Raw genomic sequence first — 24,783 nt, forward strand, 5'->3', positions numbered from 1 at the left:
GCGGTCCATGTAATGTCCTTGGGTCGAGGATGCAGCCAGCGGCAAACGCCGGCAGGGCTGTTTTTCACGGTGGCCTATCGTACTGATGGCATGGAGGGTTCACCACTTGAATCTGATCGCGAGGCAAAATGTTGTGTTTATTACTACATTTTCCCTTGAAAGCTGCCTTAAAAAAAGGTATTTCTAGTCTAACTTGATAAAAGAACAAACATCATGCCATCGATAACCGTCGAACCCTGCACCTTTGCCCTGTTTGGCGCCTTGGGTGACCTGGCGCTGCGAAAGCTGTTCCCAGCCTTGTATCAACTCGATCGAGCCGATCTGTTGCACGCCGATACGCGCATCCTGGCGCTGGCCCGCGAGCCTGGCGATGAGGCGCAGCACCTGGCCGCCATCGAAGAACAGCTGCGGGTGTATGTAGCGGCGGCGCAAATCGAGGAGGTGCCGCTCAAGCGCTTTCTGGCCCGTTTGAGCTACCTGCATGTGGACTTTCTCGAGGCGGGCGATTACGTCGCCCTGGCCGAGCGGGTCGGTACCAGCGAACAATTGATTGCCTACTTCGCCACGCCGGCGTCGGTCTACGGGGCGATCTGCGAGAACCTGGCCAAGGTCGGCCTGACCGAGCGCACCCGGGCAGTGCTGGAAAAACCGATTGGCCATGACCTGGCCTCTTCGCGCCGGGTCAATGATGCCGTGGCGCGGTTTTTCCCGGAGAATCGTGTCTACCGGATCGACCATTACCTGGGCAAGGAAACGGTCCAGAACCTGATCGCCCTGCGGTTTGCCAACAGCCTGTTCGAAACCCAATGGAACCAGAACTACATCTCCCATGTGGAAATCACGGTGGCCGAGAAGGTAGGTATCGAAGGGCGCTGGGGTTACTTCGATCAGGCCGGGCAACTGCGCGACATGATCCAGAACCACTTGTTGCAGCTGCTGTGCCTGATCGCCATGGACCCGCCGAGCGACCTCTCCGCCGACAGTATTCGCGACGAGAAGGTCAAGGTGCTCAAGGCGCTGGCGCCGATCAGCGCCGAGGGCCTGACCACCCAGGTGGTGCGCGGCCAGTACATCGCCGGTTACAGCGAAGGCAAGCCGGTGCCGGGCTACCTGGAGGAAGAAAACTCCAACACCCAGAGCGACACCGAGACATTCGTTGCCCTGCGTGCCGACATCCGCAACTGGCGCTGGGCCGGGGTGCCGTTCTACCTGCGCACCGGCAAACGCATGCCGCAGAAGCTGTCGCAGATCGTCATCCATTTCAAGGAACCGCCGCACTACATCTTCGCCCCCGAGCAGCGCCTGCAGATCAGTAACAAGCTGATCATCCGCCTGCAGCCGGACGAAGGTATTTCCCTGCGGGTGATGACCAAGGAGCAGGGCCTGGACAAGGGCATGCAACTGCGCAGCGGCCCGCTGCAGCTGAATTTTTCCGACACCTATCGCAGTGCGCGGATTCCCGATGCCTACGAGCGGTTGTTGCTGGAAGTGATGCGTGGCAATCAGAACCTGTTTGTGCGCAAGGATGAAATCGAATATGCGTGGAAGTGGTGCGATCAGTTGATCGCCGGCTGGAAGAAGTCCGGTGATGCACCCAAGCCGTATGCGGCGGGTTCCTGGGGGCCGATGAGCTCGATTGCACTGATTACCCGCGATGGGAGGTCTTGGTATGGCGATATCTGAATTGAAACTGCCGGCAAGCGTGCGGGCACTTGATTTTGCAAACCCGGCGCTGTTGGCCGAGGCCCTTGCCGACAAGGTGGCCGGACAGCTTCGCCAGGCGATCGAGCAGAACGGCGTCGCGACGCTGGTGCTGTCCGGCGGGCGTAGCCCGGTGATGTTCTTCCAGTGCCTGGCACGTCAGGTACTGGACTGGTCGAAGGTGGTGATCAGCCTCGCCGACGAGCGCTGGGTGCCGGTCGAACATGTAGACAGCAACGCCGGCCTGCTCAAGCGCTACCTGTTGGTTGGCGACGTGGCCAGGGCGCGCTTCATTGGCTTGTACCGTGCCACTGCAAGCCTGCAGGCGGCTGCGGACGAAGCTGACCAGGTCCTGGCGGAACTGCCACCGATCGACGTGTTGGTGCTGGGCATGGGCGACGACGGGCATACCGCTTCGCTGTTCCCCAATAGCACGAACCTGGCTGAGGCGATGCAGGCAGAAGGTACGCGTCGCTGCCTGCCCATGCGTGCACCGACGGTGCCGCACCAGCGCCTGAGCATGACCCGGACCCTGCTGGCTTCGGCACGCCTCTCGATCCTGGCTGTTCAGGGCGAGGGCAAATTGACTACCCTGCGCACCGCGGTGGCGGGCGATGACATCGCCGAGATGCCGATTCGTGCGTTTCTTCATTCTTCTTTAGAGATTTACTGGTGCCCATGAGCCAAGGATCAGCCGCTATGACGACGCTCGAAAAACAACACCGCATGGCGGACAAGATCGCCCAGATCGACAGCCTTTGCGCCAAGGCAAAGATTCTTCCGGTCATCACCATTGCCCGTGAGGAAGACATTCTGCCACTGGCCGATGCGCTGGCTGCCGGCGGCTTGAAAACGCTTGAGATCACCCTGCGCAGCGAGCATGGCCTCAAGGCGATTCGCCTGTTGCGCGAGCAACGCCCGGAGCTGTGTATCGGTGCCGGTACCGTGCTCGATCGGCAGATGCTGGCCGCCACCGAAGCTGCCGGTGCGCAGTTCATTGTCACGCCCGGCTGCACCCAGGACATCCTGGAAGCCGGTGTGGAAAGCGCCTTGCCGATGCTGCCGGGTATCAGCAGCGCCTCGGAAATCATGATGGGCTACGCCTTGGGTTATCGTCGCTTCAAGCTGTTCCCGGCGGAAATCAGTGGTGGCGTCGCGGCGATCAAGGCGTTCGCGGGGCCCTTCGGTGAAGTGCGTTTCTGCCCCACCGGCGGGGTCAATCCCGGCAACCTGAAAAGCTATATCTCCCAGCCGAATGTGATGTGCGTGGGCGGTACCTGGATGTTCGAAAGTGCCTGGGTCAAGAACCGCGATTGGGCGCGCATCCAGGAATGCAGTGTCGAGGCGTTGGCACTGTTCGACTGATTCGTTTTTGTAGTTGCTACACGGCTTTAAGGTGCGCTTGGTCGGCGCACCTTTTTTTTTCGCCTGGAGATTGTTGAAGGGCCGTTGGCCCTTGGCGTCGCAGCGGCGCACCGAGCCTGACGGCAGCAGCTACGCCGACCGTGGTACGCCGAATCCATGCCGCTGCCGCAGGCTGTCGCAGTGGCGTGAGCAGGTTATATTCGTCGAGCAGCCTGGCAGCCATGGCCTGCTGATCAGTCAGGGGCGGGGACGGGGGCGCGAGTGTTTGCTGCGCAGCGGTTCCAGCAGGTCGGACAAACCGTTGTGGTCGATCTCGTGCATCAGCGCCAGCAGTCCACCCAGCTCGCCCTTGGGAAAGCCTTCGCGGGCGAACCAGTTCAGGTAGGGGCCGGGCAGGTCTGCGATGATTCGGCCCTTGTACTTGCCGAACGGCATCTCGCGGGTTATCAGCAGTTCCAGTTTTTCCGGGTTCATGGAGCGGGGCACCTGTGTACGTCAATGTCTCGAAAAATACATGCATTCTGCATGCAGGCTAATTGACAGTTCATGTAGAAAGATCCGGGCCGTTCGGGCCTGGGTCGCGTCTGCAGGCTTGGGCAGGTGCACTCAGGCGACGTGGCTGACCTGATTCCGGCCGCTGTGCTTGGCCTGATACAGGGCAGTATCGGCTGCGCCCAGCAGGGCTTCGAGGGTGCTGACGGTATCGGTCGACAGCGAACTCACGCCGATACTGACGGTCACCGGTCGCTGATCGTTGGCAAAGGGTGGTTGTGCCTGAACGCTGGAGCGAATGATCTCGGCGATGCCGAGTGCGCCGACCAGATCAGTCTCCGGCAGGATCACCAGGAACTCTTCGCCACCATAGCGGGCAGCCAGATCGCCCGGGCGCCGAATGCTCTGCTCGATGACGTGGGCGACGTTGCGCAAGGCTTCATCGCCGCCTTGGTGGCCATGACGTTCATTGAAGGCCTTGAAGTGGTCGACATCGACCATCAGCACCGACAGCGGCCGTGCGCTGCGTTGCGTGCGCGCCCATTCGAGTTGCAGGGTCTGATCCAGGCAGCGGCGGTTGGCCAGGCCAGTCAGGCTGTCGGTGGAGGCAAGCGCGGCCAGGTCGTGCTCGGCGCGCTTGCGCAGGCGCAGCTCACGCCCCAGCAGCAGCGTCAGCCAGAGAATGCCGATACAGAGCAGGCCTGTGGCAACGCTGACCATAACCACCGTGCGCTTCCAGGAGGCATACACCTCTGCGGTGGACTGGGCCACGATGACGAACAACGGCAAATTGCCGACCCGGGAAAAGGTATAGAGCCGTTCGTGTTGGCTACGGGCTGAGATGCCGGTAAAACTGCCCTGTTTCGCCTCCAGGATGCGTTTGAAATTCTTGCTCTCGCTGAAGTCGTGGCCGACCATCGGGTCGCCCGGTAACGAGGGTTGCCGTGCCAGCAGGTTGCCGCTGATGTTAATCAGGTTGACGGAGCTGTCCTTGCCGATGTCCAGGCTCTTGAACAGGTCATCGAAGTAGGCCAGCCGCAAGGCACCGGCAGCCACGCCGAGAAAGGATCCATCGCTGGCGGAAATCCGGCGGCTGAAGGTGATGCACCAGTCCAGTTCGTTCAGGGGAGCCTTGAATGGCGGGCTGATCACCAGGCCCAGGTTCGGATCTTCGCGAAGGGCCTGGAAAATCCTGCTATTGGCAAAGTTGGCGGACCTGGCGGTGACACTGGTGGAGTCGGCGACGATATCGCCGTTTTTGTCCAGCCACAGAATGTCACCGCGAAAGGGCGCCGTGATGGCCCGGTTGAACAGTACCTGCTGGCGCAATTCAGGACGGATGTTCAACAGGTCAGGGTGTTGTGAGGTGGCGATGATGCCCTGCAACGACTGGTCGTAGAGTTCCACATTGCGCAGCACATCGGTGTCGATCAGTTTCACGATGTTGGATGCCGAGCGCGAGGCGGCATGTTCGGCGCTGGTACGTTCGCGGACCAACAGAAAGGCAACGATGGCAACGATCGCCACCACGGCCAGGGTGCTGCCAAGATTCAGGAGCAGCTCGGGGAGCGCGGCTGTCTTCGATTGCCGCTGGATTGAGATGCGCGCGTTCATTGCTCTGATCGTGATAAGGAGGCAGGTTGATCGGTGTTTAAAAGACTCAGGGTCAAACGAATGCAATGACTATCCAATTGGATATTTGTCCCTGTTCTAATCAACAGTACCCATCAGGGGCCGATCAGTGAATTGCCTGATATCCGTTGTGGCAATGGGAAGCGGCGATATTCTAGGGGCGGGGGGAGAGCGGAACAAGCTCTGAATCGAACGCGCGTTCACGCATGATGGCAAGTTGCTAATGTCGTCTTTGCAGCCAAGACTTCGCCGATGGATTTTTTCTAAGTTGGATAATGACTTATAGAAAAAAGCCGACACAGGCTCCGGTTTTTTTGATTAAACGCTTGTTAGAAAATGTTAAGCGGGTAATCGACAATGAAGCGGTGCTCATCAACATCACGGTCTGTTACGTATCAGGTAACAGTCAAGTGGGAAGGTTGATGCTGAACGTGTTGCTGCCGGCCTGGCTGCGCACAAATACCGTACCGCCATGCATGAGCGCGATGGCCTTGACGATGGCCAGCCCCAGGCCATGGTTGCCACCGCTGTTGGTGCGTGAAGCATCGACCCGATAGAAACGCTCGAAGAGCAGCGGCAAGTGCTTCTGGGCGATCGTTGGGCCTGGGTTGGTCACGGCCAGGCTGACCTTGTCGGCATAGGCCTGGATGCTGACGTCGATGACCTTGATCGGAACAGCGCTGGCGATCATGGGCTTGACCACCGTCGGCCGGGCCAGGGCCCAGGCTACGGCTGCCAGGACGATGAGCGCGGCGATGATCAGGATTTTCCGGGTCTGAGTACGCATGCTTGCGGGGCGCCCCATGCTTGGGAGGGTGGGGGATCGGGTGCTGTAGTGCACTCTTATAGTCCTGCGATCCGGTCAGCAAGGTGACTGAAAACTGACAGCACTGTCTGCGAGTTGGAGCCGAGAAACCTTTCGGCAAATAATTTGGATGTTTTCAGCCGTTTCCTACAGTTTGGACGGATTTTGCCAATAGAGGATCCGTGTGCTTGCCACGAGACTTGCCAGCTTCTCGATCAGCTATCAAAGAGGTAGCCGGTGAACAGCCAGACTCGTAAGAACTCGCTGAACACGTTGCTGGTATTTTTCCCCCTGCTGGTGTTGTCGTTGTCGCCAGGGTTGACTGGCGCGCAGGGTTGTCATCTTTTACTGCCCTGGGCAGTAGGCCTCTGGTACGCCTCACGCCTGGAGCATTTGCTGATGCGCTGGGCAATCATCGGTGCTCTGATGGTGACGATATTGGCCCTGGGTTGTCACGACGAGAGCTCCCTCCTGATGTCGGGAATTGCCTTGCTCTATGTGTTTATCTGGCTTTGAGGCGTACGGTTCAGAGACCCTCGGCCACTACTGCACGGGCGGCACGAATGAGGCAATCGGTCAGCTCCGGCGAGGAAAACTTGGTCAACACCGCGTTGGCACCGGCTGCATTGGCTTTTTCGCTGTTCATGGCGCTGTCCAGCGAGGTGTGCAGGAGGATGTAGAGGTCCTTGAAGTCCGGCGTTTCGCGCAAGGTACGGGTCAGGGCATAACCGTCCATCTCCGACATTTCAATGTCCGAGACCAGCACATTGATCTGCTCGGCGGTGCCTTGCAATTCGAGAAGCTGGTCGATCGCTTCCCGGGCACTGCGCGCGGTGTGACAGTCGATGCCCAGGTTGCGCAGGGTCAGAAGCGATTGCTGCAGTGCGACCTGGCTATCGTCGACCACCAGGATATTGGCCTTGGCCAGCACGGCGGCGTCTTCGGCGTTCAATAAGGTGGGCGCGACTTCGATCGGCGCCGGTGCAATGCCGTGGATGACTTTCTCGATATCCAGCACCTGAACCAGCGTGCCATCGACCTGGGTTACACCAGTGATGAAGGATCGGTTCCCGGCGCCATAGGGTGGCGGGCGGATATCGGTGGTCAGGCAGTGCACGATCTTGCTCACGGCCTGCACATGCAAGCCCTGTTTGGAGCGGCTGATATCGGTGACGATCAGGCAGCCACCGTTGGGGTCGAGCAAGGGCATCTCGCCAATCGCCCGGCTCAGGTCGATCACCGCCAGCGATGCGCCTCGCAGGGTGGCCACGCCTTTGACATGCGGGTGCGATTCGGGCAACCGGGTCAACGGCGGGCAGGGGATGATTTCACTGACTTTCAGCAGGTTGATCGCCATGAGCTTGCCACTGCGCAAGGTGAACAGCAGCAGCGAAAGAGAGTCTGCGCGAGCGTTTTGGGAAGCCATGGAAACCTTCTGGGTCAGACCGCTGAAAAGAGGGAATGCCGGGTTATCGACCTGCTGTCGCCCGGCTTTAGTTTTCCTGCCCAACAATTGACGATGCGCTCACTTCAAGCCCAGGCGCCGGGCCAGTCGACTGAGGTTGGCACGATCCAGGCCCAGTTCGCGGGCTGCACCGGCCCAGTTCTGTTGATGACGGGTGAGGCAGGCCTCGATGATTTGCCGTTGATAGCGATCGGTTGCCTGACGCAGGTCGCCGACGGCAACGGCCACGCTGCTCGCTGTCTGCAATTGTGAAGCCGGGTTTTCTTGAGCGGTTGAAGGGGACGGCAGGTCCAGGTCGGCGGCGCTCAGGGTGAGGATTCTTGGCCGTTCACGGTGCTGGCCAAGCGCCTTGAGCGCCGAGCGGCCAATCAAGTGCTCCAGTTCACGGACGTTCCCCGGCCAGTCGTATGCCAGCAGCGCAGCCTGAGCATCGGCGCTCAGGCGCAGGCTGCCCAGGCCCATGTGCGAGCGGTTCTGCTCGAGAAAATAGCCGCTGAGCAACAGGACATCCTTGCCGCGTTCACGCAGCGGCGGAACCTGCAAGGGGTAGACGCTCAGGCGGTGGTAGAAGTCGGCGCGATAACGCCCGCTGCGAACTTCTTCGGCCAGGTCGCGGTTGGTCGCTGCGATCAGCCGGACATCCACCTGATGTTCCTGATCCGAGCCCAGGCGCTGCAGCTGGCCGCTTTGCAGCACCCGCAAGAGCTTGGCCTGGACGGTCAACGACAGCTCGCCGACTTCGTCGAGAAACAGCGTACCGCCATCGGCCAGTTCGAACTTGCCGCGCCGGTCGCTGAGTGCGCCGGTGAAGGCGCCGCGGACATGACCGAACAATTCGCTTTCCACCAGGGCGTCGGGCAGGGCAGCGCAATTGAGGCTGATCATGGGTTTGTGTGCGCGCGGCGACGCGGCGTGGATGGCCTGCGCGACAAGCTCTTTGCCAACACCGGTTTGACCGGTGATCAGCACCGTCAGGTCGCTGCCACCGACCAGGTTGATCTCTTCGACCAGGCGCTTGTGCGGTTTGCTTTGACCGATGAGTTCCTTGCTCTGTTGGCCGCTGGCCTGCCGATAGACTTCGGCACGCTGATGTTCGTCTTCGGCGCGCAGGGCCAGCCGTTCGATACGATCAGCAACATTGACGGTGGCCGCCGCCAGGCTGGCGAAGGCCTGCAGGGCGTCGAGCTCGATGCTGTCGAAACGCAGAGGGTCGAGGGCATCAAGGGTCAGCAGGCCCCAGGGGCGCTCGTCGATAAACAGCGGGCAGCCCAGGCAATCATGGACTTCAAGGTGATGATGGAAGCCTTCGATCAGCCCGTCATAGGGGTCGGGCAAGGCGCTGTCGCTGGCAAAGCGGGTCGGCTCGGGGCTGCGCAGCAGCACCTCAAAGCGCGGATGCTCGCTGACCTTGAAGCGGCGACCGAGGGTATCGTCGCTCAAACCATCGACGGCCAACGGCACCAGCCATTCTCCATCCAGGCGCAGCAGCGCAGCCGCATCGCAAGGCAGCAGGGCACGCATGGCTTCAAGCAAGCGCCTGTAGCGTTCGCGCTCCGGCAGTTCGCGGGAGAGATCGCTGACCAGGGGCAGCAAGGCGGTAAGGAGGTTCTTCGAGGTCATAATGACTCCATCAAGTCATAATGACTATAAATGTATTGGTGTCATTACGACTACACTAATTTTAAATTATTGATTTATAAGGAGTTATTAGTTGGCACGATACCTGATAAGTCAGGTCAACCCATCAAAAAGCCATAGGCTCCGGAGTCGACTCATGCTTAGTGCCCAGGATCGCGCCATCGTCAAATCCACTGTTCCGCTTCTGGAAAGTGGCGGTGAAGCCCTGACCACGCATTTCTACAAGCTGATGCTCAGCGAGTACCCGCAAGTGCGTTCCCTGTTCAACCAGGCTCACCAGGCCAGCGGCGATCAACCGCGTGCCTTGGCCAATGGCGTCCTGATGTATGCGCGGCACATCGATCAACTGGAGCAGTTGGGCGGCCTGCTGTCGCAGATTATCAACAAGCATGTCGCGTTGCAGATTCTGCCGGAGCACTACCCGATCGTCGGCAGTTGCCTGCTGCGCGCCATCGAGGAAGTGCTGGGCAGCGAGATCGCGACCCCCGAGGTGATAGCGGCCTGGGGTGCGGCCTATCAACAATTGGCGGATATCCTGATCGGCGCCGAAGCCGAAGTCTACGAGCAGAAGGCCCGGGCCGCCGGTGGCTGGCGCGGGGCACGGTCGTTCAAGCTGGTGGCGCGGGTGGTCGAAAGCGCCGAGATCGTATCGTTCTATTTCGCTCCGGCCGATGGCGGTGAAATCCTCGAGTTCGAACCAGGTCAATACATCGGGATGAAATTGATCATCGAGGGTGAGGAGCATCGCCGTAACTATTCGTTGTCGGCACTGGCCCAAAAAGGACAGTACCGCATCAGCGTCAAGCGCGAGGCCGACGGCAAGGTGTCCAACTACCTGCATGACCATGTGCGGATCGGCGACAGCCTGCAATTGTTCCCGCCTTCGGGCGAGTTCACGCTCAAGCCCGGCAACAAGCCGTTGGTGCTGATCAGTGGGGGCGTGGGGATCACTCCGACCCTGGCCATGCTCGAATCGGCGCTGTCGACCGGTCGCCTGGTGCATTTCATTCACTGCGCCCGCAACGGTTCGGTGCATGCCTTCCGCGACTGGATCGACGGCCTGGCCGCGCGTCACCCGCAACTCAAGCGCTTCTATTGCTATGCCGAAGACGATGGCGTCAGCCCGCCTGCCGATGCGGTCGGCCTGCTGAACCAGGAGCAACTGGGGCAATGGCTGCCCGCTGAACGCGATGTGGACGCCTACTTCCTGGGGCCCAAGGGCTTCATGGCGGCAATCAAGCGCCACCTCAAGGGCCTGGGCGTTCCGGAGCATCAGAGCCGTTATGAGTTCTTCGGGCCGGCTTCGGCGTTGGAATAATTCCGAGGACCGGCCAGATGCAAGGTCTGGCCGGTCATTTTGATTTGCTTCCACTGGCCTCATCGCGGGCAAGCCCGCTCCTACAGGCGATACGCAACCCTGTAGGAGCTGGCTTGCCAGCGATGAGGCCGGTACAGACACACCCATACTTAATCCTGATTTAATCCCCCTATCCCTAACTGCATGATGGCAGCGCCCAGCGTGTAAACTTCTCCATAACGGTTGTTCACAGGCCACAGCCAGGCGGCCTATCGAGAACCACACACTGATAAGGAACGGGAATGAACGAACACATGCTGCGCCTCAATCGCGAACGGCGCTTCCTGATTCTGCTGGGCGTGATCTGCCTGTCGTTGATCGGCGGCGCGCTCTATATGCAGATCGTCCTCGGCGAGGTGCCTTGCCCGCTGTGCATCCTGCAGCGCTATGCCTTGCTGCTGATTGCCGTGTTTGCCTTTATCGGCGCGGCCACGCGCGGCCCGCGCGGGCTGACCGTTTGTGAAGGGCTGGTAGTGCTCAGCGCCCTGGGAGGCATTGCGGCGGCGGGTAACCACGTCTACGTGCTGGCCAACCCGGCGGTGAGCTGCGGCATCGATACCCTGCAACCGATCGTCGATAGCCTGCCGCTGGCCTCGGTGTTGCCACTGGTGTTCCAGGTCGACGGATTCTGTTCCACGCCTTACCCGCCGGTTCTGGGCCTGTCGCTCGCACAATGGGCGTTGCTGGCATTCGTGCTCACGGCCATTCTGGTACCGCTGGGTATCTACCGGAATCGCCGCCGCTCTTAAACGATTTACACGCATTGAAATAAAATCGCCCCGACTTCCAAAGAGGAGAGTCGGGGCGATTTTTTTGGATCTGGATCAAGCGAAGGCCCTGAAAACACGGGCTTTTCCAGCGAAAATAGCAGGTGCGACAATCTGTCGCGAAGCTATCAGAATGATGTCGATTGTTGCAGAAACGGTAAAGAACTGTTGCTAAATAAGTCATAGTCAACACTAGGTTACATATCTACAATCGCCCCGAATTCCGCTCGGCAACGCTTTGCGAGTCGCAAATAGAGGGAGCAACGGCTCCTTTGGCTGACTCAGAAGTGCATCGCCGCAGCGATGCCGGGTTGATACCCCTCCGTGATTTCCGCACCAAATGGAATTGGTCTGAAGACAGGCCCTTAGCCGACGAATTCAGAATAATAAACCAACGTATTACACAGGTCTTGCCAAGCAGCCGCAGCTGATTCCGAGGCATGCCCTTATTCGATCCCGATAAATGCTGACGCTTGGCAGGACGGAGTGTTGGCGATCAAAACACCATTGCATTGAAGCAGCTGCTTTAGAGGTCGTGAGATGAGTAAAAAGCGTTACCCCAGACTGTTTGGCATTTTGCCCTTTTTAGGCATGCTTTTTCTCGGTGGGTGCAACATGACCCTGCTCAACCCGAAGGGGCAGGTGGGCATGGACGAGAGAAACCTGATTCTTATCGCAACCGGGCTGATGCTGCTGGTGGTGATCCCGGTGATCATCATGACCATCGCGTTCGCCTGGAAATATCGCGCGTCGAACAAAGAAGCCACCTACACGCCTGACTGGTCCCACTCCACCAAGATCGAGATCGCGGTGTGGACCATCCCGGTGCTGATCATCATCGCCCTGGGTTATTTCACCTACGTTTCCACCCACAAGCTGGACCCGTATCGCCCGCTGGAATCGGACGTGAAGCCGGTCACCATCGAAGTGGTCGCCATGGACTGGAAATGGCTGTTCATCTACCCGGAGCAGGGCATTGCCACGGTCAACAAGATCGTCTTCCCGGCCAACACCCCGGTCAATTTCAAGATCACTTCCGACTCGGTGATGAACTCGTTCTTCATCCCGGCACTCGGTGGCCAGATCTACGCCATGGCGGGCATGCAAACCAAGCTGCACCTGATCGCCAATGAAAATGGCGAGTTCGACGGTATCTCCGCCAACTACAGCGGCGCAGGTTTTACCGGCATGAAGTTCAAAGCGTACGCCACCTCTCAGGCCGATTTCGAAGCCTGGGTCAGTGAAGTCAAGAAGGCACCTAAACAGCTTGAAAAGGCTGAATACGACGCCTTGGCCAAACCTAGCGAAAACAACCCGGTCGAGCTCTATTCCTCGGTTCCGGCGAACCTGTTCCAGACCATCATCGACAAGTATGAAGGCATGAACAAAGGCAAGCCGCACCACCAAGAGGAAAAAGAAGTCGCTGCGATGGAAGGGATGGACATGAGTATGCATTCAGCTGCTGGGGCAGAGGAGTAAAAGATGTTCGGTAAACTAAGTCTGGACGCGATACCGTTCCACGAGCCGATAGTCATGGTGACCATTGCCATGATCGCGCTCGGCGGTCTCGCGGTGGTGGGGGCCATCACCTATTTCCGCAAGTGGACCTACTTGTGGAGCGAGTGGCTGACCTCGGTCGACCACAAGAAAATCGGCGTGATGTACATCATCGTTGCCATGATCATGTTGCTGCGTGGTTTTGCCGACGCCATCATGATGCGTTCCCAGTTGGCCATGGCCACCGAGGGTTCGCCTGGCTACCTGCCGCCTGAACACTATGACCAGATCTTCACCGCCCACGGTGTGATCATGATCATCTTCATGGCCATGCCATTTTTCACCGGCTTGATGAACATCGTGGTGCCGCTGCAAATCGGCGCACGTGACGTGGCCTTCCCGTTCCTGAACTCCCTGAGCTTCTGGCTGCTGGTGTCGGGCGTGGTGCTGATCAACCTGTCGCTGGGTGTCGGCGAATTCGCCAAGACCGGCTGGGTTGCCTATCCGCCGCTGTCCGAGCTGGGCTATAGCCCGGGCGTGGGCGTGGACTATTACATCTGGGCACTACAGCTATCAGGGCTGGGTACGACGCTGACAGGGGTCAACTTCCTGGTCACCGTGCTGAAAATGCGCGCCCCTGGCATGAAGCTGATGGACATGCCGATCTTCACCTGGACCTGCAGCTGGGCCAACGTGCTGATCGTCGCTTCCTTCCCGATCCTGACTGCCACCCTGGCACTGTTGACCGTCGACCGTTACCTGGGCTTCCACATCTTCACCAACGAGTTGGGGGGCAACCCCATGATGTACGTCAACTTGTTCTGGGCGTGGGGCCACCCTGAGGTTTACATCCTGATCCTGCCGGCCTTCGGCGTGTTCTCGGAAGTGATCTCGACCTTTACCGGTAAATCCCTGTTCGGCCACAAGTCCATGGTTTACGCCAGCGGCGCGATCAGCGTCCTGGGCTTCGTGGTCTGGCTGCACCACTTCTTCACCATGGGTTCGGGTGCCAACGTCAACGCCTTCTTCGGCCTGGCGACGATGCTGATTTCCATCCCCACGGGTGTGAAGCTATTCAACTGGCTATTCACGATTTACCAGGGCCGCCTGCGCTTCACCGCGCCGGTATTGTGGACCCTGGGCTTCATGATCACCTTCTCCATCGGTGGCATGACCGGCGTTCTGCTGGCTGTACCGGGTGCTGACTTCGTCCTGCACAACAGCCTGTTCGTGATCGCGCACTTCCACAACGTGATCATCGGTGGTGCGGTATTCGGTTACATCGCGGGTTTCGCCTTCTGGTTCCCGAAAGCCTTCGGCTTCACGCTGAACGAGAATTGGGGCAAGGCAGCGTTCTGGTTCTGGATCTCCGGTTTCTACGTGGCCTTCATGCCGCTGTACGCTCTGGGCTTCATGGGCATGACCCGTCGCCTGAACAGCTCGACCAACCCGGAGTGGACGCCGTACCTGTACGTTGCCTTGGCCGGTGCGGTGCTGATCCTGTTCGGTATCGCCTGCCAGCTGATCCAGATCTACGTGAGTATCCGCGATCGCAAGGACAACCTGGACGTGACCGGCGACCCATGGAATGGCCGTACCCTGGAATGGTCGACCTCTTCGCCACCACCGTTCTACAACTTCGCGCACCTGCCGCAAAACGCCGGCCTGGACGCATTCACCGAGGCCAAGCGCAACGGTACCGCGTACAAGGTGCCGGGTCGCTACACCGCGATTCACATGCCACACAACACCGCGACCGGTCTGTGGATGGGCCTGCTGTTGACCGTCTTCGGGTTTGCCATGATCTGGCACATCTGGTGGCTGGCCGGCGCGAGCCTGGTGGGCACCATCGCTGTCTTCGTCGCTCACGCTGCACGTGACGACCAGGGCTACATGGTTCCGGCCGAAGAAGTGGCGCGTATTGAAGGCGAGCGCATGAAGGCTCTGGGCCTGGCTACGGCTGCCCCGGTGCACGGCGCACGTGTCGAACAGTTGGAGCGGGTGTAAACAATGTCCAATCTGGTAATGAATGCTGATGCGGCTCATGGTCACGACCATGGGCACGATGACCACCACGACGCAGGCCCGATGACCGTATTCGGTTTCTGGCTGTACCTGATGACCGACTGCATTTTGTTTGCGTCGCTCTTCGCCGCCTACGCCGTACTGTCGAACAACTTTGCCGGCGGGCCGTCGGGCCACGATATTTTCGAACTCGACTACGTATTGGGTGAAACCGCACTGCTGCTGTTCAGTAGTATCACCTTCGGCTTCGCCATGCTGGCGATGTACAAGGGCAAGAAGGGCGCCGTGCTGGCCTGGCTGGCTGTGACCTTCCTGCTTGGCCTGGGCTTCATCGCCATGGAAATCAACGAGTTCCATCACCTGATCGCCGGTGGCTTCGGCCCTCAGCGCAGCGGCTTCCTGTCGGGCTTCTTCAGCCTGGTCGGGACCCACGGCCTGCACGTTACCGCCGGCCTGATCTGGATGGGCGTGATGATGTACCAGATCAACAAGAACGGTCTGAGCGCGACCACCAACACCCGCATGAGCTGCCTGAGCCTGTTCTGGCACTTCCTGGACGTGGTCTGGATCTGCGTGTTCACCGTTGTCTACCTGATGGGGACTCTGTAAATGGCAAATGCACATAACTCCCACGCAGCGGGTAACCACGGCAGTGTGAAGTCCTACGGCATCGGCTTTGTGCTCTCGGTCATCCTGACGATCATTCCGTTCGGCCTGGTGATGTACCCGAGCCTGCCCAAGGAAATGACGCTGTGGATCATCGTGGCCTTCGCCGCGATCCAGGTGCTGGTGCACCTGGTCTACTTCCTGCACCTGGACCGCTCCGCCGAGCAGCGCTGGAACGTGACCGCCTTTGCCTTTACGGCGATGGTCATCGCGTTCCTGGTCGGCCTGGCACTGTGGATCATGATCAGCATCCATCACAACATGATGGCGCACTGAGGAAGACGGCATGTCCATTAAGCACTTTATCCAAATCACCAAACCGGGGATCATTTTCGGTAACGTGCTTTCTGTGGCAGGCGGCTTTTTCCTGGCCTCGCAAGGGCATGTCGATTTCGCCCTGTTTCTGGCCACGGTGATTGGCACTTCATTGGTGGTGGCGTCCGGTTGCGTGTTCAACAACTGCATCGACCGTGACATCGACGTGAAAATGGAGCGCACCAAGAACCGCGCGCTGGTCCAGGGCCTGATCTCGACCCGGGTCGCCCTGGCTTACGCCACTCTCCTGGGAGTGGCGGGCCTGGGCTTGCTGTATCAGCAGGCCAACCCGCTGGCGGCCTTGTTCGGCCTGATCGGCTTCGTCATCTACGTGGGTTTCTACAGCCTGTACCTGAAACGCAAATCGGTGCACGGCACCCTGGTGGGGAGCCTTTCTGGCGCCATGCCTCCGGTGATCGGCTACTGCGCCGTGAGCAACAGTTTCGACCTGGCTGCCTTGACCCTGCTGGTGATGTTCAGCCTGTGGCAGATGCCGCATTCCTATGCCATCGCGATCTTCCGCTTCAACGACTACCTGGCCGCCTCGATCCCGGTGCTGCCGGTCAAGCGCGGGATCGTAGTGGCCAAGAAGCACATCCTGTTCTACATCCTGGCCTTCCTCGTGGCGACCTTGATGCTGACCCTGGGCGGCTACGCCGGGATGAGCTACCTGGCCGTAGCCGCGGCGATGGGCATGTACTGGCTGTACATGGCCTGGACCGGCTACAAGGCCGTGGACGATCGGCTCTGGGCGCGCAAGCTGTTCGTGTTCTCGATCTTCACCATCACTGCATTGAGCGTGATGATGTCGCTGGACTTCAAGGCGCCGACGGAGTTGTTGCTGACATACGCGCCTTGAGATTGATGCTTTAAACAAAAACGCCCCGGGCCGCAATGCCCGGGGCGTTCTCGTTTGTGGCCTCTGAATCTTTGTAGTCCTTCAGGGCCTCATCGCTGGCAAGCCAGCTCCCACAAGGGGGCAGTGGTACATGGTCTCTGTGGGAGCTGGCTTGCCAGCGATGTGGGCGACACGATTCGGAGCGATATGCCGAAAATAAACATATATCCAAATTAAAATCTCAAAAATTTCGCACAAAACAGGAAAATCTACTGGACACCCACCATCTACTGTCTCTATCTTAATCCTCACGGCCACCGCAGTGGCCGGCGTCGCTCGGACGGTTCCGGGCGCTTACGTAGCCGAGGAAAACATGGCCGAACAAGGTTCGTCGCGCCGCTTTGCACGCATTGATCGTCTCCCCCCTTATGTCTTCAACATCACTGCCGAGCTGAAAATGGCCGCTCGCCGCCGTGGCGAGGACATCATCGACCTGAGCATGGGCAACCCCGACGGCGCCACGCCGCCGCATATCGTCGAGAAACTCGTCCAGGTCGCCCAGCGCGAAGACACCCACGGCTATTCCACTTCGCGCGGCATCCCGCGCCTTCGCCGGGCCATCTCGCACTGGTACAAGGACCGCTACGAGGTCGATATCGACCCGGAAAGCGAAGCCATTGTCACCATCGGTTCCAAGGAAGGCCTGGCGCACTTGATGCTGGCCACCCTCGACCACGGCGACACGGTGCTGGTGCCCAACCCCAGCTACCCCATCCACATCTACGGCGCCGTGATTGCCGGCGCCCAGGTTCGTTCCGTGCCGCTGGTGCCAGGCGTGGACTTCTTCACCGAGCTGGAACGGGCCATCCGCGAATCGATCCCCAAGCCGAAGATGATGATTCTCGGCTTTCCGTCCAACCCGACGTCGCAGTGCGTGGAACTGGACTTCTTCGAGCGCGTGGTGGCCCTGGCCAAGCAATACGATGTGCTGGTGATCCACGACCTGGCCTATGCCGACATTGTCTACGACGGCTGGAAAGCGCCGTCGATCATGCAAGTACCAGGGGCCAAGGACATTGCGGTGGAGTTCTTCACCCTGTCCAAGAGCTACAACATGGCGGGCTGGCGCATTGGTTTCATGGTCGGCAACCCGGAACTGGTCAACGCCCTGGCGCGAATCAAGAGCTATCACGACTACGGTACGTTCACACCCTTGCAGGTGGCGGCGATTGCTGCGCTGGAAGGCGATCAAACCTGCGTTCACGAAATTGCCGAACAATACCGCCAGCGGCGCAATGTGCTGGCCAAGGGCTTGCACGAACTGGGCTGGATGGTCGAGGTTCCCAAGGCGTCCATGTACATCTGGGCCAAGATTCCCGAACAGTACGCGCACCTGGGCTCGCTCGAGTTCGCCAAGAAACTGCTGGCCGAGGCCAAGGTCTGCGTGTCGCCGGGGATCGGTTTCGGTGATTATGGCGATGACCACGTGCGCTTCGCCCTGATCGAGAATCAGGACCGGATTCGCCAGGCCGTGCGCGGTATTCGGCAGATGTTCCGGGCCGATGGGTTTGAACCGGCAACGACGAAACCGACCAAGGCGCCGCGCGGCTGAATCCAGTCAGACGAACGTGTCGCTACCTGCCCCAGTGTGGCCAGGTAGCGTTGCCCGCCTCAGCGCTGCAGCCGCATGTGGATCAACGCAACCCGCTCGCCCTGTTTGTTCCGGCGCTCTTCAATGGCGAACGGCACAAAGCCCAGTTGAGGGTAGAGCAGCAGGCCTGGGACATTCTGGTTGAAGCAGGATAAGGTCACTTCGGATGCTTGATGCTTGTCCAGGGCTATCTCTATCATCCGTTCCACCAGGTAGCGGGCCACGCCCTTGCCGCGGGCGGCCGGGGAGACGATCACATTGCCCAGCGAACAGCGACCGCCGTCCTCGCAGTGATAGAAATTGGCAAAACCGACCACTTGACCGTCAAGCTCAATAACGGTCGAGTCGGCACGCTGCTCTATCGCTTCCTGAAGTTGGGAGTGGCTTAGCGGAAACGACGCCTTGGGATACATGTAATAGAGCTCGTCTTCACTCTGTGGGAAGGTGCAGATGAGTGGGATATCTTCAGTTCTGACAGCGCGAAAAGAGAGTGGCATCGGGTCAACCGGACAAGTTGGAAGGGGCATGGCCTGGCAACGGATCGGCACTGACTGCCCGCTCGCAATGGGCACTCACACCGTCGGTCCGCATGCCAAAAATAAACTGTTCAGCCCCCCTGTTCAACGCTTGGCCAATCCATAGAATAAGCGCCCAACGCTGCATCCCATAACTACAAAACCCAGTCCCCCTCATCATGTCCGAAGCAAATCCTTGCCTGACCTGCGGCGCCTGCTGCGCGCATTTCCGTGTGTCTTTTTATTGGGGTGAGTGCACCTCGGCCGGCGGTCCCGTGCCGGATGATCTGGTGGTCCAGGTCAGCCCGACGCGCGTGGCCATGCTTGGCACCGAAAGTCGTCCGTCGCGCTGCAACGGGCTCAAAGGGGAGGTGGGCAAGGGCGTGAGCTGCTCGCTGTACGAACAGCGCTCCAGCACCTGCCGTGAGTTCGAGGCCTCGTGGGTCGATGGCGAGCACAATCCCAACTGCGATGCGGCGCGCGCGGCCTATGGCCTGGCACCTTTGGCAAGGCCCAGTGGAATGATCGATGTGAGGCAGCTGGAAGTCGCCTGACCCAACGGTTGTCTCAAACGCTTACCCAGCGCTGGCGGGCCCAGTAACTGAGCAGTTCGACGCCGAGTACCAATATCAGCATTGCCAGAATGACGGTCGCCGCCTGGGCTTCCTGAAACAGACTCAGGTTCATGTACAGCATCTGCCCCAAGCCGCCGGCACCGACAAAGCCGAGCACGCTGGCCATGCGAATGTTGTTTTCCCAACGGTACAAGCTGTAAGCCAGCATTTGCGGCCAGGCGTTCGGCAGGGTGCCATAGCAAAAGGCCGCAACCCGTCCACTGCCCGCCGAACGCAGGGCTTCGGCAGGTTCGGCGGGGGTGTTCTCCAGCGCCTCGGCGAACAAGCGGCCCAACACGCCTGTGGTGTGCAGCCCCAGCGCCAGGGTCCCGGCGTTGGGCCCCAGGCCCGCCGCCAGTACCATCAAGGCAGCCCACACCAGTTCCGGAATGGCGCGCAGGGCGTTGAGCACCAATCGCGAAAGGCTTTGCAGTACCCAGCCATATCGACCGGCCGCCGGTAGCGCCAGCAGCAGGCCAAGAATTGCCGCCAGCAGTGTGCCCATGGCCGACATGGCCACGGTTTCCAGTGCGCCACGGCCGACATTGTGCAGGTGCGCAGCGGATAGGTCCGGGTTCAGGAATCGGCTGGCGTAGTTGCCCATTTGCCCAAGGCCGTCAGCGCTGAACAAGTTGCCCATGTCCAGCTCAAGAAAGCGAAAGCTCAACACAACAGTGGCCAGGATGACCAGCAACAACAGGTGATTGCCCAGCCGTCTCATGCCAGTCGCCCCCGCAGCAGACGGCTGAGCAGGTCAGCCAGCATTACCAGTACCAGGAACGTCAGCAACAGGCTCGCCACTTCGCCACCGGCGAACATCCGCAGCGACAGGTCCATCTGTTGCCCAAGACCGCCGGCACCGACAAAGCCCATCACCACCGAGGCGCGAATCGCGCATTCCCAGCGGTATACGGTATAGGACACCAGCTCTTCGGCGGCATTGGGCAGTATCCCGTAGGCGAACGCTGCCAACCGCGAACTGCCGGCCTCCAGCAAGGCATGGGTAGGGCGAATGTCGACCGACTCGAAGATCTCGGCGTAGACCTTGCCGAGCATGCCGCTGTAGGTGATGGCGATCGCGAGCACCCCGGCTGTGGGCCCAAGGCCCACGGCGCGGACGAATAACAAGGCCCAGACAATCTCGGGCACGCTGCGCAGGCCGATCAGGATGACGCGCGCAGGCCAACGCAGTAGTTGCGTCCACCACACCGGACGACCGCCCCGGGACAGCGCCGACAGGGAAATCGCCCGCGTCGCTAACAGCGCGCCAGGAATCGCGATCAGCAACGCCAGCGCCATACCGGCCGTGGCAATCGCAAGGGTTTCCAGGGTGGCCTTGAACAGCAGTGCGAGAAAGTCCGCGCCGTATTCCGGCGGCCAGAACCCGGCGATGAACGTGCCCATGACCCGGGTGTTGTCGCCGTCCAGCAGCACCTTCAGATCCAGCTCGCTGAGGCTCAGGCCGGGCCAGAGCAGCAGCACGGCAAGCAGGGTCAAAGCCAGGCGCGGGAAGGCCGCAGGGTCGTGAATGCTGCTGTTCATCCGCATTCCGAAAGCGGCTTGATAAAGGGTTTCGTCGGTGTAGCCGGGCCGCTGTCATGCTGTAACTGCTCGTTGGCATACAGCGCTTTCAGTTTCTCGGCGCCGAGCTCCGATGGCCTGAGATCAAAGGCAATCTTCCCGTCGCGCATACCGATCACGCGTTCGAAATGCTTCAGCGCCAGCTCGACCGAATGCAGGCTGGCCAGCACCGTCGTGCCGCGCTGCTGCGCTTCGCGGTTCAGCACTTCGAGGGTATGCCCTGCGAGGGTAGGGTCCATTGCCGAAACCGGTTCGTCAGCCAGAATCAGCTCGGGCGCCTGGTACAGCACCCGGGCAATGCCGACGCGCTGCAGTTGCCCGCCGGACAGCTCATCGCAGCGGGAAAACAGCTTGTCGGCGATGTCCAGGCGCGCCAGTTCATTGCGTACGCCATTGGCGTCCAGGGCATAGCAGAGGTTGATCAAGCCCTTGGCGAACGACCACTGGCCAAGCCGGCCGGCGCTGACCGCGGTGACCACCCGTTGCCGGGGCGGCAGGGGCGGTGCCTGATGGATCATGCCAATGCGCGCCCGCAGTTTTTGCCTGGCGCGAGCGCTCATCGCCCACGGGCTGGCGCCGAGCAGTTCGATCGTACCGGCACCCGGTTGCAAGCGGGTCGCCAGCACCCGCAGCAGGGTAGTTTTACCGGCGCCCGAAGGGCCGATGATTGCCACCTGTTCCCCGGCGTCGATGCGCAAGTCGATGTGCTTGAGCGCCTCGACACCACTGGTGTGAGACAGGCTCACGTTCGCGAGTTGCAGTATCACTTCAGCAATTCGGCGGAGCGGGCCGCTTGCTCGATGCTTTTGTAATTCTCTGGCTTGGTCTCGACAAAGCGGGTGGCCGCCTGCAGATCAAGAATCGCCTTGTCCTCGGGCTTGGCCGGGTCCAGCGCCAGAAATGCCGCCTTGATCTTCGCCGCCAGCGCCGGATCGAGGTTGCCGCGCACGGTCCAGTTGTAGTCGAAATAAGCCGGGGTGGTCGCAAACACCTTGACCTTGTTGGTGTCGACCTTGCCGGCATCGACCAGCTTCTGCCAGACCGAAGCATTCAATACCCCGGCATCGACCTTGCCCGCCTGAACCCAGGCCACGGTGGCATCGTGGGCACCGGAATAGCCCACGCGGCTGAAGTATTCTTCCGGCTTGATGCCGTCCTGGAGCATGAAATAACGTGGCATCAGGCTACCCGACGTGGACGACACCGAGCCAAAGGCGAAGGTCTTGCCCTTGAGGTCCTTGAGCGAGTGCACGTTCGGGTCGGCGGTGATGAACTTGCTGGTGAACTGCCGGTCCTGTTCACGCTGTACCAGCGGGATGGCGTTGCCGGTCTTCAAGCGGGTCTGCACGAAGGTAAAGCCGCCCAGCCAGGCCAGGTCCAGGCGATCGGAGGCCAGCGCCTCGACCACGGCCGCATAGTCGGACACGGGCACGAACTTGACCTCCATACCCAGCTGCTTTTCCAGGTATTTGCCCAGGGGCTCGAACTTGCGCAGCAATTCGGTCGGGGCCTCATCGGGGATGGCTGACACGCGCAGTACTTCTGCAGCGTGCGTCATGAGGGCAGACAGGGACAAGGCGACGCCGGCAGCGAGCGCAAGGGAACGCTTAAACATGGGAATTCTCCGGTTCAATAGCGGAAAAGACAGACGGTGGGCCGAATTATAGTTACCTCGGTCCATTCCAGGGCTTTAGATTCGGCTTAGTGTCGTATAGCACGCGCACGTAGATATTCGATCACCTCATGACGATTGCCGCTGAATTCCAGCCGATGACCTTTGGCGTCGCGCTGGTAGGCATACATCGGGTCGTAGTACTCCTTGAGCAAGGCAGTGATCCACTCGCGATGCAGTTCGACGGTGCGCCGGCTTTGCTGCTCGGCCAGGGCGTCGTCCAGGATCGCTGCGAGGCGCTGATAGCGCTCGCCACCCAGGCGTTTGACAATACTGGTCAGGCTCTGGCGCAAGCGTTCGGCATACAGGGTAAAGCCCTGCTCACTGCCATGGACCTCAATGAATTCGGCGCAGAGGTCGATGACGTAGTCCTTGAGGATCCGCTCGACCCGATTGTCAAAACTGTCTTCCAGCCACACCAACGGGAACTGCTGCATGCCTTGGTACAAGGCCAGCGGAATGGTACAGCGGCCGACCATGCGCCCTTCATCCTCGAGCACGAACTGGCTGACACCCCGGGCGCGCTTCTTGAGCAGGTCGATGGCCAGGGTGTTCTCGAAATCGATCTGCGCCGGTTGCGGCGTCGCATGCTTGCCGAAGCTGGAACCCCGGTGGTTGGCATGGGCTTCCAGGTCCAGCGTGTTGCGCAGTGCCGCCAGCGCTTCGGTCTTGCCGGTGCCGGTCAAGCCTCCGACCAGCACGAAATCGCATTCGGCGATGGCGTTCTCGGTGGTTTCAATCAGGAAGTTACGCAGCGCCTTGTAGCCGCCGATCACTCGGGGGTACTCGATACTTGCTTCACTCGTGAGCCACTGTTGAGTGATCTGCGAGCGCAGGCCGCCGCGAAAGCAATAAAGAAAACCCTGCGGCTGCGACCGGGCGAACGCGGCCCATGCCTCAATCCGCTCTTGTTTGACCGAACCGCAGACCAGCGAATGGCCCAGCTCGATGGCGGCCTGTTGGCCATGCTGCTTGTAACAGGTGCCCACGCGCTGGCGCTCGATATCGTTCATCAACGGCAGGTTGACCGTGTGCGGGAAGGCGCCCTTGCCGAACTCGACCGGCGCGCGCACATCCATCAGCGGGATGTCGTTCAGGAAAATCTCGCGGTAATCGGTGGTGTTGTCGCGCATCACGACACCTCGACCGCATGGCTCTGTCGGCCCACCAGTTCGCCGATCGGCGTCAGGTCCAGGCCCAGTTCGGCCGCCACGCCGAGGAACTCGGCTTCGCCACTCGGTTCCACAGCCACCAACAATCCGCCGCTGGTTTGCGGATCGCACAGCAGCAGTTTGGGCATCTCCGGCAGCCGCGCGATACGGGCGCCATAGCTGTCGAAATTGCGCAAGGTACCGCCTGGAATGCAGCCCTGGTCCATATAGGATTCGATATTGGCAATACGTGGCACACGTTCGTACTCGATGCGTGCGGTCAGGCCGCTGCCATCGGCCATCTCGACCAGATGGCCGAGCAGGCCGAAACCGGTCACGTCGGTCATCGCCTTGACCCCGCTCAATTTGCCGAAGCGGCTGCCGGGCTTGTTCAGCGTGCACATCAGGTCGCGTGCCACGTGCTGATCGGCCTGGCGCAGCAAGCCTTTCTTCTCGGCCGTGGTCAGAATGCCGATACCCAGCGGCTTGGTCAGGTACAGCCTGCAACCCTCGGTGGCGGTGTCGTTGCGCTTCATGAAGCGCTTCTCGACCAGGCCTGTCACCGCCAGGCCGAAAATCGGCTCCGGAGCATCGATCGAATGCCCACCGGCCAATGGAATACCCGCCGCATCGCACACCGCGCGGCCACCGCGAATCACTTCGCGGGCCACCTCTGGCGCCAGCACATTGATCGGCCAGCCCAGAATCGCGATGGCCATCAGCGGATCGCCACCCATGGCGTAGATGTCGCTGATGGCGTTGGTGGCGGCGATACGGCCGAAATCGAACGGGTCGTCGACAATCGGCATGAAAAAGTCGGTGGTAGAGACTACGCCGCGTTCTTCATCGATGGCATACACCGCCGCATCGTCACGCGAGGCGTTACCGACCCAGAGCCTGGGGTCAAGGTTCTGCGCGCCGCTGCCGGCGAGAATGACTTCCAGGACCTTGGGTGAAATCTTGCACCCGCAGCCAGCGCCGTGACTGTATTGGGTGAGGCGGATGGGGTCGGTCATGATGGAGCTCTTTGTCCGGT

24 protein-coding genes and 1 pseudogene are annotated in these 24,783 nt (G+C 60.2%); 13 read left to right on the forward strand and 12 right to left on the reverse strand.

Translation table 11 applies throughout. From position 1 onward, the window contains the following. Positions 1 to 213 precede the first annotated feature (213 nt). From zwf to NVV94_RS05050, 3 genes are read left to right on the forward strand one after another with little or no spacing between them, the layout of a single operon-like run. On the forward strand, positions 214 to 1,683 hold the full coding sequence (gene zwf / locus NVV94_RS05040; RefSeq protein WP_258446138.1) for a glucose-6-phosphate dehydrogenase: 1,470 nt from the start codon (positions 214 to 216) through the stop codon (positions 1,681 to 1,683). Further along, positions 1,670 to 2,383: a 6-phosphogluconolactonase gene (gene pgl / locus NVV94_RS05045; protein WP_258446139.1), complete on the forward strand. Its 714-nt coding sequence runs from the start codon at positions 1,670 to 1,672 to the stop codon at positions 2,381 to 2,383. The genes zwf and pgl overlap by 14 nt, the downstream gene beginning before the upstream one ends. A 17-nt stretch (positions 2,384 to 2,400) precedes the next feature. Next, positions 2,401 to 3,066 (forward strand): bifunctional 4-hydroxy-2-oxoglutarate aldolase/2-dehydro-3-deoxy-phosphogluconate aldolase, encoded by a 666-nt coding sequence (locus NVV94_RS05050; RefSeq protein ID WP_258446140.1) that lies wholly within the window; start codon positions 2,401 to 2,403, stop codon positions 3,064 to 3,066. Between the two features lie 237 nt (positions 3,067 to 3,303). Here the strand turns inward: NVV94_RS05050 and NVV94_RS05055 are convergent, their stop codons facing one another. From NVV94_RS05055 to NVV94_RS05065, 3 genes and pseudogenes are all read right to left on the reverse strand, one after another. Beyond that, complete coding sequence (locus NVV94_RS05055; RefSeq protein ID WP_258446141.1) at positions 3,304 to 3,540, reverse strand: DUF3820 family protein; 237 nt, start codon at positions 3,538 to 3,540, stop codon at positions 3,304 to 3,306. 132 nt (positions 3,541 to 3,672) lie between these two features. Next, positions 3,673 to 5,172, reverse strand: coding sequence for a sensor domain-containing diguanylate cyclase (locus NVV94_RS05060; RefSeq protein WP_258446142.1), 1,500 nt, complete (start codon positions 5,170 to 5,172; stop codon positions 3,673 to 3,675). Between the two features lie 424 nt (positions 5,173 to 5,596). Further along, positions 5,597 to 5,863, reverse strand: a pseudogene (locus NVV94_RS05065) (ATP-binding protein); the annotation flags it as partial. Between the two features lie 369 nt (positions 5,864 to 6,232). On the opposite strand from NVV94_RS05065, the gene NVV94_RS05070 reads away from it, so the two are divergent. Continuing rightward, a complete protein-coding gene (locus NVV94_RS05070) occupies positions 6,233 to 6,511 on the forward strand; it encodes a hypothetical protein (protein WP_258446143.1) in 279 nt (92 codons plus the stop codon). Positions 6,512 to 6,521: 10 nt separating this feature from the next. On the opposite strand, the gene NVV94_RS05075 is transcribed toward NVV94_RS05070, so the two are convergent. Further along, positions 6,522 to 7,421, reverse strand: a complete 900-nt coding sequence (locus tag NVV94_RS05075; RefSeq protein WP_258446144.1) for a chemotaxis protein — start codon at positions 7,419 to 7,421, stop codon at positions 6,522 to 6,524. Positions 7,422 to 7,520: 99 nt separating this feature from the next. Beyond that, positions 7,521 to 9,080, reverse strand: coding sequence for a nitric oxide reductase transcriptional regulator NorR (gene norR / locus NVV94_RS05080; protein ID WP_258446145.1), 1,560 nt, complete (start codon positions 9,078 to 9,080; stop codon positions 7,521 to 7,523). Between the two features lie 154 nt (positions 9,081 to 9,234). Between norR and hmpA the strand changes: the two genes are divergently transcribed. From hmpA to alaC, 8 genes are all read left to right on the forward strand, one after another. After that, on the forward strand, positions 9,235 to 10,416 hold the full coding sequence (gene hmpA, locus NVV94_RS05085; RefSeq protein ID WP_258446146.1) for an NO-inducible flavohemoprotein: 1,182 nt from the start codon (positions 9,235 to 9,237) through the stop codon (positions 10,414 to 10,416). A 281-nt stretch (positions 10,417 to 10,697) separates the two neighbouring features. Then, on the forward strand, positions 10,698 to 11,204 hold the full coding sequence (locus NVV94_RS05090; RefSeq protein ID WP_258446147.1) for a disulfide bond formation protein B: 507 nt from the start codon (positions 10,698 to 10,700) through the stop codon (positions 11,202 to 11,204). A gap of 558 nt (positions 11,205 to 11,762) precedes the next feature. Beyond that, positions 11,763 to 12,701, forward strand: a complete 939-nt coding sequence (gene cyoA, locus NVV94_RS05095; RefSeq protein WP_258446148.1) for a ubiquinol oxidase subunit II — start codon at positions 11,763 to 11,765, stop codon at positions 12,699 to 12,701. A gap of 3 nt (positions 12,702 to 12,704) precedes the next feature. Continuing rightward, complete coding sequence (gene cyoB / locus NVV94_RS05100; RefSeq protein ID WP_258446149.1) at positions 12,705 to 14,726, forward strand: cytochrome o ubiquinol oxidase subunit I; 2,022 nt, start codon at positions 12,705 to 12,707, stop codon at positions 14,724 to 14,726. A 3-nt stretch (positions 14,727 to 14,729) separates the two neighbouring features. After that, positions 14,730 to 15,353 (forward strand): cytochrome o ubiquinol oxidase subunit III, encoded by a 624-nt coding sequence (gene cyoC, locus NVV94_RS05105; RefSeq protein ID WP_258446150.1) that lies wholly within the window; start codon positions 14,730 to 14,732, stop codon positions 15,351 to 15,353. Further along, positions 15,354 to 15,686 (forward strand): cytochrome o ubiquinol oxidase subunit IV, encoded by a 333-nt coding sequence (gene cyoD / locus NVV94_RS05110; RefSeq protein ID WP_258446151.1) that lies wholly within the window; start codon positions 15,354 to 15,356, stop codon positions 15,684 to 15,686. 10 nt (positions 15,687 to 15,696) lie between these two features. Further along, entirely contained in the window at positions 15,697 to 16,584 is an 888-nt protein-coding gene (gene cyoE / locus NVV94_RS05115) for a heme o synthase (protein WP_258446152.1), read from the forward strand. A gap of 352 nt (positions 16,585 to 16,936) precedes the next feature. Further along, on the forward strand, positions 16,937 to 18,175 hold the full coding sequence (gene alaC, locus NVV94_RS05120) for an alanine transaminase (protein WP_258446153.1): 1,239 nt from the start codon (positions 16,937 to 16,939) through the stop codon (positions 18,173 to 18,175). A 59-nt stretch (positions 18,176 to 18,234) separates the two neighbouring features. Here the strand turns inward: alaC and NVV94_RS05125 are convergent, their stop codons facing one another. Beyond that, entirely contained in the window at positions 18,235 to 18,711 is a 477-nt protein-coding gene (locus tag NVV94_RS05125; RefSeq protein WP_258446154.1) for a GNAT family N-acetyltransferase, read from the reverse strand. Between the two features lie 197 nt (positions 18,712 to 18,908). On the opposite strand from NVV94_RS05125, the gene NVV94_RS05130 reads away from it, so the two are divergent. After that, on the forward strand, positions 18,909 to 19,283 hold the full coding sequence (locus NVV94_RS05130) for a YkgJ family cysteine cluster protein (protein WP_258446155.1): 375 nt from the start codon (positions 18,909 to 18,911) through the stop codon (positions 19,281 to 19,283). Between the two features lie 13 nt (positions 19,284 to 19,296). On the opposite strand, the gene phnE is transcribed toward NVV94_RS05130, so the two are convergent. From phnE to selD, 6 genes are all read right to left on the reverse strand, one after another. Then, a complete protein-coding gene (gene phnE, locus NVV94_RS05135; RefSeq protein ID WP_258446156.1) occupies positions 19,297 to 20,064 on the reverse strand; it encodes a phosphonate ABC transporter, permease protein PhnE in 768 nt (255 codons plus the stop codon). Further along, on the reverse strand, positions 20,061 to 20,885 hold the full coding sequence (locus NVV94_RS05140; RefSeq protein ID WP_258446157.1) for an ABC transporter permease: 825 nt from the start codon (positions 20,883 to 20,885) through the stop codon (positions 20,061 to 20,063). The genes phnE and NVV94_RS05140 overlap by 4 nt, the downstream gene beginning before the upstream one ends. Next, a complete protein-coding gene (locus NVV94_RS05145; RefSeq protein ID WP_258446158.1) occupies positions 20,882 to 21,691 on the reverse strand; it encodes a phosphonate ABC transporter ATP-binding protein in 810 nt (269 codons plus the stop codon). Before NVV94_RS05145 ends, NVV94_RS05140 begins: the two co-directional genes overlap by 4 nt. After that, a complete protein-coding gene (locus tag NVV94_RS05150; RefSeq protein ID WP_258446159.1) occupies positions 21,688 to 22,539 on the reverse strand; it encodes a putative selenate ABC transporter substrate-binding protein in 852 nt (283 codons plus the stop codon). The genes NVV94_RS05145 and NVV94_RS05150 overlap by 4 nt, the downstream gene beginning before the upstream one ends. 86 nt (positions 22,540 to 22,625) lie before the next feature. Next, the gene (mnmH, locus tag NVV94_RS05155) at positions 22,626 to 23,729 is read right to left on the reverse strand and encodes a tRNA 2-selenouridine(34) synthase MnmH (protein ID WP_258446160.1); all 1,104 of its coding nucleotides are present in this window, start codon (positions 23,727 to 23,729) and stop codon (positions 22,626 to 22,628) included. Continuing rightward, the gene (selD, locus tag NVV94_RS05160) at positions 23,729 to 24,763 is read right to left on the reverse strand and encodes a selenide, water dikinase SelD (RefSeq protein WP_258446161.1); all 1,035 of its coding nucleotides are present in this window, start codon (positions 24,761 to 24,763) and stop codon (positions 23,729 to 23,731) included. Before selD ends, mnmH begins: the two co-directional genes overlap by 1 nt. Between the last annotated feature and the right edge of the window lie 20 nt (positions 24,764 to 24,783).

Source organism: Pseudomonas sp. LS1212 (genome assembly GCF_024741815.1).
Taxonomy (GTDB): Bacteria; Pseudomonadota; Gammaproteobacteria; order Pseudomonadales; family Pseudomonadaceae; genus Aquipseudomonas.

Coding starts and splice junctions, on each gene's coding strand:
- zwf (WP_258446138.1), top strand. CDS start 214: ATGCCATCGATAACCGTCGAACCCTGCACCTTTGCCCTGTTTGGCGCC.
- pgl (WP_258446139.1), top strand. CDS start 1,670: ATGGCGATATCTGAATTGAAACTGCCGGCAAGCGTGCGGGCACTTGAT.
- NVV94_RS05050 (WP_258446140.1), top strand. CDS start 2,401: ATGACGACGCTCGAAAAACAACACCGCATGGCGGACAAGATCGCCCAG.
- NVV94_RS05055 (WP_258446141.1), bottom strand. CDS start 3,540: ATGAACCCGGAAAAACTGGAACTGCTGATAACCCGCGAGATGCCGTTC.
- NVV94_RS05060 (WP_258446142.1), bottom strand. CDS start 5,172: ATGAACGCGCGCATCTCAATCCAGCGGCAATCGAAGACAGCCGCGCTC.
- NVV94_RS05075 (WP_258446144.1), bottom strand. CDS start 7,421: ATGGCTTCCCAAAACGCTCGCGCAGACTCTCTTTCGCTGCTGCTGTTC.
- norR (WP_258446145.1), bottom strand. CDS start 9,080: ATGACCTCGAAGAACCTCCTTACCGCCTTGCTGCCCCTGGTCAGCGAT.
- hmpA (WP_258446146.1), top strand. CDS start 9,235: ATGCTTAGTGCCCAGGATCGCGCCATCGTCAAATCCACTGTTCCGCTT.
- NVV94_RS05090 (WP_258446147.1), top strand. CDS start 10,698: ATGAACGAACACATGCTGCGCCTCAATCGCGAACGGCGCTTCCTGATT.
- cyoA (WP_258446148.1), top strand. CDS start 11,763: ATGAGTAAAAAGCGTTACCCCAGACTGTTTGGCATTTTGCCCTTTTTA.
- cyoB (WP_258446149.1), top strand. CDS start 12,705: ATGTTCGGTAAACTAAGTCTGGACGCGATACCGTTCCACGAGCCGATA.
- cyoC (WP_258446150.1), top strand. CDS start 14,730: ATGTCCAATCTGGTAATGAATGCTGATGCGGCTCATGGTCACGACCAT.
- cyoD (WP_258446151.1), top strand. CDS start 15,354: ATGGCAAATGCACATAACTCCCACGCAGCGGGTAACCACGGCAGTGTG.
- cyoE (WP_258446152.1), top strand. CDS start 15,697: ATGTCCATTAAGCACTTTATCCAAATCACCAAACCGGGGATCATTTTC.
- alaC (WP_258446153.1), top strand. CDS start 16,937: ATGGCCGAACAAGGTTCGTCGCGCCGCTTTGCACGCATTGATCGTCTC.
- NVV94_RS05125 (WP_258446154.1), bottom strand. CDS start 18,711: ATGCCACTCTCTTTTCGCGCTGTCAGAACTGAAGATATCCCACTCATC.
- NVV94_RS05130 (WP_258446155.1), top strand. CDS start 18,909: ATGTCCGAAGCAAATCCTTGCCTGACCTGCGGCGCCTGCTGCGCGCAT.
- phnE (WP_258446156.1), bottom strand. CDS start 20,064: ATGAGACGGCTGGGCAATCACCTGTTGTTGCTGGTCATCCTGGCCACT.
- NVV94_RS05140 (WP_258446157.1), bottom strand. CDS start 20,885: ATGAACAGCAGCATTCACGACCCTGCGGCCTTCCCGCGCCTGGCTTTG.
- NVV94_RS05150 (WP_258446159.1), bottom strand. CDS start 22,539: ATGTTTAAGCGTTCCCTTGCGCTCGCTGCCGGCGTCGCCTTGTCCCTG.
- mnmH (WP_258446160.1), bottom strand. CDS start 23,729: ATGCGCGACAACACCACCGATTACCGCGAGATTTTCCTGAACGACATC.
- selD (WP_258446161.1), bottom strand. CDS start 24,763: ATGACCGACCCCATCCGCCTCACCCAATACAGTCACGGCGCTGGCTGC.